Raw genomic sequence first — 9,435 nt, 5'->3', positions numbered from 1 at the left:
GATCAGGTCCAGCACCTCCCGCCGCAGGGCGGTAAGCTGGGTGCCGTGCTTGGCGCAGAGTGTTTGCGCCGCTTCCAGCAGGGCGGGGACGTCGCGCGTGCCGGGGGCGGCATGGTCATGTGGCATGAAGACGATGATACGGCATTGCGCTGCCGCCGGGGAGGGGGCGGACATCCCTTGACGAAAGCCTGCGCAGGGCTAGGCTTTCGACATGGGTGATAACGCGATGCTGATGCCGATGAATGGGCAGGGTGGCCCCGCCAACGATGTGACGCGCGAAGACATGCTGCGCGCCCGCGACCGGCTGGAAGTGCAGAAAACCAGGGCGCAGAAGCGCTGGCTGCGGCTGCTCTGGCTGCTGGCCGGGCCTGGCGTGCTGGTCATGCTCGGCGAGAATGACGGCCCGTCCATGGTCTCCTACGCCACCACGGGTGCCACCTATGGCGTCGGGTTTTTCGTCCCGTTCATCCTGCTCACCTTCCTCATGGCTTATGCGGTGCAGGAGATGACGGTGCGCCTGGGCGTTGCCACGCATCGCGGCCATGCCGAGCTGATCTTCCAGCGCTTCGGCCCGTTCTGGGGCTATTTTGCCATGGCCGATCTGGTCTTTGGCAATTTGCTGACGCTGGTCACCGAGTTCATCGCCATCCAGGCGGGCGGGCTGTATTTCGGGCTCAGGCCCGTTGTCTCCGTGGGGGCGGGGGTGGCGCTGGTCTTCGCCTCGCTGGCGATGCGCCGCTACGCCACCTGGGAGCGCACGCTGCTGGCGCTGGCGGCGGGGAATCTACTGTTCATTCCGGCGGCGCTGCTGGCGCACCCCAACGGCGCGGCGCTGGCGCACGCGCTCGCCAGCTGGGGGCCGCTGCCGGGCGGGTTTACAACCGGTTTCGTCGTGCTGCTGCTGGCCAATATCGGCGCTACTGTCACGCCCTGGATGATCTTCTTCCAGCAGAGCGCGGTGGTGGATAAGGGCCTCACCCGCGCGGATTTGACGCAAGGCCGGATCGACACCGGCGTAGGCGCGTTCATTGCCGCAGTGGCGGCGATCGCCACGCTGGTGGCGGCGGCGCCGCTTTACGCCGCGCATGCGGATGTGTCGCAGTTTGCCAGCGGCGCGGATTTCGCCACCGCGCTGCAACCGTTTATCGGCCATGCCGGGGCCACACTGTTCGCGCTCGGCATGACCGAGGCCGGGCTGGTCGCCGCGGCAACGATTTCCACTAGCTCCTCCTACGCCCTGGCCGAGACGATATCCTCCCGGCACAGCCTCAATCTCGATTTCCATACCGGGCGCTGGTTCTATGGCGCCGCGATTTTCTCCACCGTGCTGGCGGCGGGGATCGTGCTTATCCCCGGTGCGCCGCTGCTGGCGATGACGTTGACGGTGAACGTCATCGCCACGCTGCTGATGGCCCCGGCGCTGCTGTTCCTGCTGCTGCTGGTGAATGACAAGGAGATCATGGGCGGGCTCGCGAATGGACGGCTCGCCAATATTGCTGGCGGGGCCATCATCATAGGCATCGCGATTGCCGGGGCCGTGTACGGCGTGCTTACGGTGTTTCCGTCATGACCCAGGATGAAATCCTGCAGGCGTTGGAACCGGCGCAGCGTTCCGCGCATAAATACCGCCCCTATCCGCGCCGCAAGCTGAGCGGCACGGTGCTGACGCTGCTCTGGGTGTTGCGGGTGTATGTGCTTATTGCCGTGCCGCTGGTGGTCTATGCCTTCGTGAAGGCGCTGATGGCAGGCAAATAAAAACACGCGGGTTTTGTCCCGCGCGTTTTAACGGGCGGCTTACTCCGTGATCGCTTCCGGCACGATCGTCCTCACGATGGTGGAATCCAGCGCCTCGAACCCGGCATAGTCGATGGTGGCGTAGAGGTCCTTGCGGGTCAGCATCTGGTCGACGCAGCCTTGCGCGCCGCCATCCCTGGCGATGGCCTTATATAGTTTTTGTTGGGCCCGGGCGGCGACGCGCAGCGAAGTAACGGGCCAGATCATCATCTTGTAGCCGAAATCATGGAACTGCTCTTTGGTGTAGAATGGCGTTTTGCCGAACTCGGTCATGTTGGCGAGCAACTCCACCCCCGGCATACGGCGGGCGAACTCGCGGAACATCTCCTCGGTGTTCAGCGCCTCGGGGAAGATCGCGTCCGCCCCGGCTTCCATGTACAGCTTGGCGCGGGCCACGGCGCCGTCCATGCCCTCGGAGGCGGCGGCGTCGGTGCGGGCGATGATATACAGATGCCGGCGGGCATGCGCCGCGGCGGCGACCTTGGCCGCCATGTCCTGCGGGGAAGCCAGCTTCTTGTCGTTCAGATGGCCGCATTTTTTCGGCAGGATCTGGTCTTCCAGATGCACGGCGGCGGCGCCTGCATCCTCGAAGGTGCGGACCATGTGCATCACGTTCAGCGCCTCGCCGTAGCCGGTATCGCCATCGACCAGTACAGGCAGGCCAGAGGCGCGGGTGACCTGGCGGATGAAGAACGCGACCTCATCGACGGTGATGATGCCGAGATCCGGCAGGCCCATGGAGGCGGTCATCGCAGCGCCCGAGAGATAGCAGGCCTCGAACCCGGCATTGCGCGCCTGCTGCGCGGCCAGGCCGTTATGCGTGCCAGGAATGCCGAGAATGCCGGGCTTGGCCAGCAGGGCACGAAAGCGGTCGCCCGCAGGGATGTTGCAGTAGGAGGAAGCGCTCAGATAAGTCACGGTATTCTCCATAAGCTAAAACCCCCGCCAGATTGTCCTGGCGGGGGCGCGGAAATTAACGGTCCGCCAGGGGGACGAATTTGAGATCTTCCGGTCCCACGTAATTGGCCGAGGGGCGGATGATCTTGCCGTCGATGCGCTGCTCGATGATGTGCGCGCTCCAGCCGGAGGTGCGGGCGATCACGAAGAGCGGGGTGAACATGGCGGTGGGCACGCCCATCATGTGGTAGGAGACGGCGGAGAACCAATCCAGGTTCGGGAACATCTTCTTCGCGTCCATCATCACGGTCTCGATGCGTTCGGCGATGTCGAACATCCTGGTGGAGCGCGTTTCGTCCGAGAGGTGCCTGGCCACGCGCTTGATCACCGCGTTGCGCGGGTCGGCGATGGTGTACACCGGGTGGCCGAAGCCGATCACCACTTCATGATTGGCGACACGGGCGCGGATATCCAGCTCCGCCTCGTCCGGGTTGGCGTAGCGCTTCTGGATCTCGAAGGCGACCTCATTGGCGCCGCCATGCTTCGGCCCGCGCAGCGCACCGATGGCGCCGGTGACGGCGGAGTAGAAATCCGAGCCCGTGCCCGCGATGACGCGCGCGGCGAATGTGGAGGCGTTGAACTCATGCTCGGCGTAGAGGATGAGCGAGGTGTGCATGGCGCGAACCCAGCTCTCGCGCGGCATTTCGCCGTGCAGCAGATGCAAGAAGTGGCCGCCGATGGAGTCGTCGCCGGTCTCGACCTCGATGCGCTTGCCGTTGGTGGAGAAATGGTACCAGTACAGCAGGGCAGAGCCGAGCGAGGCCATCAGCTTGTCGGCGATGTCCTTGGCGCCCGGCTGGTTGTGGTCATGCGCCTCCGGCAGGATGGTGCCGAGCATGGAGACATAGGTGCGCATCGCGTCCATCGGATGCGCGTTCGCGGGGATCCGCTCCAGTACCGCTTTGGCCGCGGCGGGCAGGCCGCGCAGGGATTTGAGCTTGGCCTTGTAGGCGGCAAGCTCGGCGATGTTCGGCAGCGTGCCGTGCACGAGCAGATGTGCGATCTCCTCGAATTCGCAAACCTCGGCGAAGTCGAGAATGTCATAGCCGCGGTAGTGCAGGTCGTTGCCGGTGCGGCCGACAGTGCAGAGCGCGGTGTTGCCTGCGGCGACGCCGGACAAGGCAACGGATTTTTTTGGCTTGGGCAGCGTGGACGTTTCGTTCATTTCTTGGCCCTTCTTTTGATTAAGTTTTTAATGACCCCCTTTGGTGCAGCTGGCGTGCAAGGACACACCAGCCGCGAATGCAGAGGGCCTAGAAGATGCCCGGCTCGGACTCATCCAGCGCGCCGGCGGGCAGCGCCACGTTCAGCGCCGAGAGTTCGCCAGCGGCAAGGCGTGGCAGCTCCTGCACCGCCTCCAGGAAGCGGTTGCTCTCGCGCGTGGTGATGATGCCGTCGGTGAGGGTCTGGAACTTGCGGATGTAATCCTCGCGCTCGAACGGCTTGGCGCCCAGCGGATGCGCGTTGGCGACGGCCATCTCGTCCACCAGCTTGGAGCCGTCCTTGAAGAAGATCTCGACGCGGGCACCGAACGCCTTCTCGGAAATGTCCAGCGTGTGGTAGCGGCGGGTCCACTCGGGGTCTTCCACCGTCTCGATCTTGTGCCACAGGCGCACGGTGTCGGCGCGGTTGGCGCGCTTGGGCGCGTAGGAGGTCTCGTGGTTCCAGAAGCCGTCCTGCAGCGCGACCGCGAAGATGTACATGATCGAGTGGTCGAGCGTTTCGCGGCTCGCCTTCGGGTCCATCTTTTGCGGGTCGTTCGCGCCGGTGCCGATCACGTAATGCGTGTGGTGCGAGGTGTGGATGACGATCTTCTCGATCGCCTCGAAATCCTCGATGGAGTCACGCATCTTGAAGGCGAGGTCGATCAGCGCCTGGGACTGGTACTCCGCGGAGTGCTCCTTGGTGTAGGTGTCCAGGATGGCGCGCTTGGCCTCGCGGGGCTCCGGCAGCGGCACGTGGTAAACGGCGTCCGGCCCATCCAGCATCCAGGCGATGACGGAGTCCTCACCCTCGTAGATCGGGCTCGGCGCACCCTCACCGCGCATCACGCGGTCCACGGCCTCGACGGCCAGCTTGCCGGCATGGGCCGGGGCAAAAGCCTTCCAGGAGGAGATTTCGCCCTTGCGGGACTGGCGGGTGGTGAAGGAGACATGCACCGCCTGCTGCACTGCCTGGTAGATGACGTCCTGCTTCAGCCCCAGAAGGGTGCCGATGCCAGCGGCCTGGGCGGGGCAGAGATGCGCGATATGGTCGATCTTGTGCTTGTGCAGGCAGATGCCCTTCACCAGGTCCACCTGGATCTCATAGCCGGTGGCGATGCCGCGGATCAGGTCGCGGCCGGATTTCTCCATCGCCTGCGCGACGGCCAGGATGGGGGGAATGTTGTCGCCCGGGTGGGAGTAGTCGGCGGCCAGGAAGGTGTCGTGATAGTCGAGCTCGCGTACGGCGGTGCCGTTCGCCCAGGCGGCCCATTCCGGGCTCACGGTCACGCGGGTGGGGCAGCCGAACAGCTGTGCGCCGCCAACCTTCTTCATATGGCCCAGCGCCGCGCCGCGGGCGGAGACGATGGGGCGGCGGTTGACGGAGGCGATGGCCACCGAGGCGTTGTCGATGATGCGGTTGATGATCATGTTCGAGACGTCTTTGGGCACGGCGACCTTGTCGGCGGCGACGCCGGCGATCTTCCATGCGAGCTGATCTTCTCGCTTCAGTTGTACTTTTGACGGATAGACGCGAACTTCGTGAAGTTTCATGGCCTGGCGAGCTCCTTTGTTTGAGCTTTTCTTTGCGCTGATTGCCTGCTCCGTCCAGCATTTGCTTTGCGGATAAGAGTGAAGGTCTTGCTGCGTGTTGTTAATTTTGCAAATATCTAGGCGTGACGGACAAGAAAATATTTGCTGGCGAGCGGCTGCGCCGGGCGCGTGAGCGGGCGGGGCTGAAACAATCCGCCCTGGCGCAGCGCCTGACGATTTCGCCCAGCTATCTCAACCAGATAGAGGGTGACCAGCGTCCGCTCACCACGCCGCTGCTGGAACGGCTATGCGCCATCCTCAAGGTGCCGAAAACTTATTTCTCCGACAGCGAGGATGCGCGCCGCGAGGTGCAGTTGAGAGAGGAACTGGCCGACCCGCTGTTCCGCTCCATCCGTGGCGTGCAGGGTGAGGTGGGGGCAATGGTGCGCGCCGCCCCGGCTTTGGCCGAGGCGTTCATGACGCTCTACCGCGCCTATACCGCGCAGAGCGAGCAGGGCTCCACGCCCGCCGCCACCCTGCCGCGCTTTCCCTACGACGAGGTGCGCGACTGGGTGCAGTCCCGCGCCAATCATTTCGAGGCGCTGGACCGCGCGGCCGAGGCGGTGTTCGAGGATAATCATTTTTCCTCAGTCACGTTGCGCGAGGATCTGCGCCGCTATCTGCGCGACACGCATGGCATTTCCACCAGCACCTCGGGCGGGCTGCTCGCTGCCGGCATGTTCTGGCGGCTCAGCCGCTCCGCCCGGCGGCTGTATCTGGCCGAGGACGCGGCGCCGGAGAGCGAGATCTTCTGGCTGGCACACGTTATTGGCCAGCTTGAGCAGAAGGAGTTGATCGAGAAGGAGCTACGCCGGGTGAAGTTCACCTCGGACGAGGCGCAGGGCCTCGCGCGCATCGCGCTCGCCAATTATTTCGCCGGTGCGCTGATGCTGCCCTATAAGCGCTTCCACGACGCGGCGCGACAGGTGCGCTACGACATCCAGCGCCTGCAGCGCGTCTTCGGCGCCAGCTTCGAGCAGGTGTGCCACCGGCTCAGCACCATGCAGCGGCCGGGCCTGCCAGGGATTCCCTTCTATTTCGTGAAGACCGACATCGCCGGGAACATCCTCAAGCGCTCAAGCGCCACGCGCTTCCAGTTCGCGCAGTTCGGCGGGCCATGCCCGTTGTGGAACGTGTACCGCGCCTTCGCGCATCCGGGCGAGATTCTTGTGCAGCTGGCAAGTACGCCGGACGATGTGACCTATCTCAACATCGCCCGCACCGTGGGGCGCGGGGGCGGCTCCTATCTGGCGCGGCCGCGCGCCGTGGCCGTGGTGCTGGGGTGCGAGGTCTCCTACGCGGCGCAGACCGTCTATGCCGAGGGGCTGAACATCGCGTCCCCCCAGGCGGTGGACCCGATCGGCCCCGGCTGCCGGGCCTGCGAGCGCACCAATTGCCGGCACCGTTCCGTGCCGCCGATGGGCACGGCGCTGGACACAGGCACGGCCGAGCGCGGCGTGGTGCCTTACGGGTTGAAGGGCTGATTACTTCCGCAGCGCCATCTTGATCGGCCCTTGGGAACGGCCGTGGGTGAATTGGTCCACCACCGGGTCGGTGCTGGTCATCAGCTCATCGGCGGGGCCGGTCCAGCTCACACGGCCCTGGTAGAGCATCGCGGCATCGTCGCCGATGCGCTGGGCGCTGGCCATGTCATGGGTGATGGCGATGGAGGTGCTGCCCAGGCGCTTGACGCAATCCACGATCAGCTCGTCGATCACCGCGCCCATGATCGGGTCCAGCCCGGTGGTCGGCTCGTCGAAGAACATGATCGCCGGTTCGGAGGCGATGGCGCGGGCGAGGCCGACGCGCTTCTGCATGCCGCCGGAGAGTTCCGAGGGAGAAAGATCGGCCACCGAGGCATCAAGCCCCACCTGCGCCAGCACTTCCGTGGCCTTGTCCCGTGCGGAGGCGCGCTTGATGCGCTTTTGCGCCAGCAGCCCGAAGGCGACATTTTCCCACACCGGCAGGGAGTCGAACAGCGCGCCGTTCTGGAACAGCATGCCGATCTGCGCGCGAAGCTCCCGCGCCCTCTTCGGGTGCGCTTTCAGCACGTCCTCGCCGTCGATCTCGATCACGCCCGCATCCGGGGTGATGAGCCCGAGCACGGATTTGATCAGCACGGATTTGCCAGTGCCGGAGCCGCCGATGACGACCATGGCGGTGCCATGCTCGATATCGAGATCGACACCGTCCAGCACGATCTTGGAACCGAACGCCTTCTTCAGGCCGCGGATGCGGATTTTCGGCTGGCTCATTTGACCTTCACGAACAGCACCTGGGTCAGGATATAGTCCAGCGCCAGGATGAGGATGGAGGCCGAGACCACGGCGGCGGTGGTGGCAGTGCCCACGCCCTGCGCCCCGCCCTTGGAGCGGTAGCCGTTGAAGCAGCCCATTAGCGCGATGACGAAGCCGAACACCGCGGCCTTGATCAGGCCGGAGGCCACGTCATCGGCCCTCAAATGGGTGAACGTGCTGATGAGATACGCTCCCGAGGCGAAGCCGAGCTTCTGCGTGGCGACGAGATAGCCGCCAAGCACGCCGAGGATATCCGCCAGCAGCACCAGCAGCGGCAGGGCGATGGTGCCGGCCACCAAGCGCGGGGCCACCAGATATTTCATCGGCTCGGTGGAGAGGGTGGAGAGCGCGTCGATCTGGTCGGTGACGCGCATGGTGCCAAGCTCGGCGGCCATGGCGGCGCCGGCGCGGCCCGAGACCATCAGTCCGGCCAGCACCGGCCCCAGCTCGCGCGTGACCGAGAGCACGACGACGGAGGCGATGGCGCTCTCCGCACCGAAGCGCGAGAAGCCGGTATAGGATTGCAGCGCCAACACCATGCCGGTGAACACGGCGGTGAGCGCCACCACGGGCAGGGAGAAATAGCCGATCTCCATGAACGCCTTGCCGATGAGGCGGGGGTAATAAGGCGGGCGGAAGACATGGCTGAGCCCCGAGAGGGCGAACAGGCTGAGCTCACCGATGAATTCCACAGTGCCCAGCGCCACCGCGCCGATGAGCGCGACCAGATCCAGCAGCTTGTTCATGCGCCGATATACCGGCGCTTATAACGCCGCCCGAGAGATGTCAGCATCTCATATCCATTGGTCCTGGCCTCCGCCGCGAGTGCATCAAGCCCGTGCTGCGGCCCGAGCAGGAGCATTTCGTCGCCGGGGTTGGCCGGCACGTCGGTTACGTCGAAGGTTGTGAGGTCCATAGACACCCGGCCTACCAGGGGGACGGGGGTATCGTCAAAATAGGCATGCGCGGCATTGCTCAGGGCGCGGTGATAGCCATCGGCATAGCCGACGCCGAGGGTGGCGATTCGGCTCGGCCGCTCGGCCCGCCACACGCCGCTATAGCCCACAGTGTCTCCGGCCGCGACCTCGTGGATCTGCAGGATCGGCGCGGTCAGGCGCACCACGTCGCGCATCGGGTTCTCGCGCCCCGGCGTGGGGTTGACGCCGTACAGCGCAGCACCCGGCCGGGCCAGGCTGGTATGGAAGAACGGCCCCAGGAACATGCCGGAGGAATTGGCGAGGCTCTTTTTGGCGCCGGGGAACTGCCGCGCCGCCTCGTAGAAGGCCATGGCTTGGCGCTGGTTCACCGGGTCCTCCGGCGCATCGGCGGCGACGAGATGCGTCAGCACCACGTCCACCTGCAGGCCTTCCAGCAGCGCCGGGTTGTTGCGCAACGTATCCAGCTCCTGCGCCGTCAGGCCGAGCCGGTTCATCCCCATTTCCAGGTGCAGCATGCAGGGCAGGGGGCGGTCCAGCCCTGCCGCCTCGGCATGCCAGAGGGCGATGTCCCTCAGCGAACTGAGCACCGGGGTGACGTTGTGCGCGTAGAAATTCGCTGCCGCGTGCGGAAACAGCCCGTTCAGCACGGCGATG

General features: G+C 65.2%; 9 protein-coding genes. 3 read left to right on the top strand and 6 right to left on the bottom strand.

The genetic code is table 11. The features are described 5' to 3' along the window. The first annotated feature begins 211 nt into the window (after nt 1–211). The gene (locus ACLPJJ_RS07200) at nt 212–1,570 is read left to right on the top strand and encodes an NRAMP family divalent metal transporter (protein WP_443590269.1); all 1,359 of its coding nucleotides are present in this window, start codon (nt 212–214) and stop codon (nt 1,568–1,570) included. Next, entirely contained in the window at nt 1,567–1,755 is a 189-nt protein-coding gene (locus tag ACLPJJ_RS07195) for a hypothetical protein (RefSeq protein WP_443590268.1), read from the top strand. Before ACLPJJ_RS07200 ends, ACLPJJ_RS07195 begins: the two co-directional genes overlap by 4 nt. Before the next feature lie 39 nt (nt 1,756–1,794). Here the strand turns inward: ACLPJJ_RS07195 and prpB are convergent, their stop codons facing one another. From prpB to ACLPJJ_RS07180, 3 genes are all read right to left on the bottom strand, one after another. Beyond that, entirely contained in the window at nt 1,795–2,712 is a 918-nt protein-coding gene (gene prpB, locus ACLPJJ_RS07190; RefSeq protein WP_443590267.1) for a methylisocitrate lyase, read from the bottom strand. Between the two features lie 55 nt (nt 2,713–2,767). Continuing rightward, on the bottom strand, nt 2,768–3,916 hold the full coding sequence (gene prpC / locus ACLPJJ_RS07185; RefSeq protein WP_443590266.1) for a bifunctional 2-methylcitrate synthase/citrate synthase: 1,149 nt from the start codon (nt 3,914–3,916) through the stop codon (nt 2,768–2,770). An 88-nt stretch (nt 3,917–4,004) separates the two neighbouring features. Continuing rightward, on the bottom strand, nt 4,005–5,507 hold the full coding sequence (locus ACLPJJ_RS07180; protein ID WP_443590265.1) for an MmgE/PrpD family protein: 1,503 nt from the start codon (nt 5,505–5,507) through the stop codon (nt 4,005–4,007). A gap of 122 nt (nt 5,508–5,629) precedes the next feature. Here ACLPJJ_RS07180 and ACLPJJ_RS07175 point away from each other — a divergent pair, with 122 nt between their 5' ends. After that, nucleotides 5,630–7,030, top strand: a complete 1,401-nt coding sequence (locus ACLPJJ_RS07175; protein ID WP_443590264.1) for a helix-turn-helix domain-containing protein — start codon at nt 5,630–5,632, stop codon at nt 7,028–7,030. Here the strand turns inward: ACLPJJ_RS07175 and ACLPJJ_RS07170 are convergent, their stop codons facing one another. From ACLPJJ_RS07170 to alr, 3 genes are all read right to left on the bottom strand, one after another. After that, nucleotides 7,031–7,801 carry an ABC transporter ATP-binding protein gene (locus ACLPJJ_RS07170; protein ID WP_443590263.1) on the bottom strand — a complete coding sequence of 257 codons (771 nt, stop codon included), beginning with the start codon at nt 7,799–7,801 and terminating at the stop codon, nt 7,031–7,033. Continuing rightward, complete coding sequence (locus ACLPJJ_RS07165) at nt 7,798–8,589, bottom strand: MlaE family ABC transporter permease (RefSeq protein WP_443590262.1); 792 nt, start codon at nt 8,587–8,589, stop codon at nt 7,798–7,800. The genes ACLPJJ_RS07170 and ACLPJJ_RS07165 overlap by 4 nt, the downstream gene beginning before the upstream one ends. After that, the coding region (alr, locus tag ACLPJJ_RS07160) for an alanine racemase (protein WP_443590261.1) at nt 8,586–9,435 on the bottom strand (850 nt) is incomplete at its 5' end. The genes alr and ACLPJJ_RS07165, both read right to left, overlap by 4 nt.

Source organism: Acidocella sp., assembly GCF_052326845.1.
Classification (GTDB): domain Bacteria; phylum Pseudomonadota; class Alphaproteobacteria; order Acetobacterales; family Acetobacteraceae; genus Acidocella.
This window is presented reverse-complemented; position numbering and strand designations above follow the sequence as displayed.

Bases quoted from the DNA above. Each gene is read 5' to 3' on its own strand.
- ACLPJJ_RS07200 (WP_443590269.1), top strand. From the start codon at position 212: ATGGGTGATAACGCGATGCTGATGCCGATGAATGGGCAGGGTGGCCCC.
- ACLPJJ_RS07195 (WP_443590268.1), top strand. From the start codon at position 1,567: ATGACCCAGGATGAAATCCTGCAGGCGTTGGAACCGGCGCAGCGTTCC.
- prpC (WP_443590266.1), bottom strand. From the start codon at position 3,916: ATGAACGAAACGTCCACGCTGCCCAAGCCAAAAAAATCCGTTGCCTTG.
- ACLPJJ_RS07180 (WP_443590265.1), bottom strand. From the start codon at position 5,507: ATGAAACTTCACGAAGTTCGCGTCTATCCGTCAAAAGTACAACTGAAG.
- ACLPJJ_RS07170 (WP_443590263.1), bottom strand. From the start codon at position 7,801: ATGAGCCAGCCGAAAATCCGCATCCGCGGCCTGAAGAAGGCGTTCGGT.
- ACLPJJ_RS07165 (WP_443590262.1), bottom strand. From the start codon at position 8,589: ATGAACAAGCTGCTGGATCTGGTCGCGCTCATCGGCGCGGTGGCGCTG.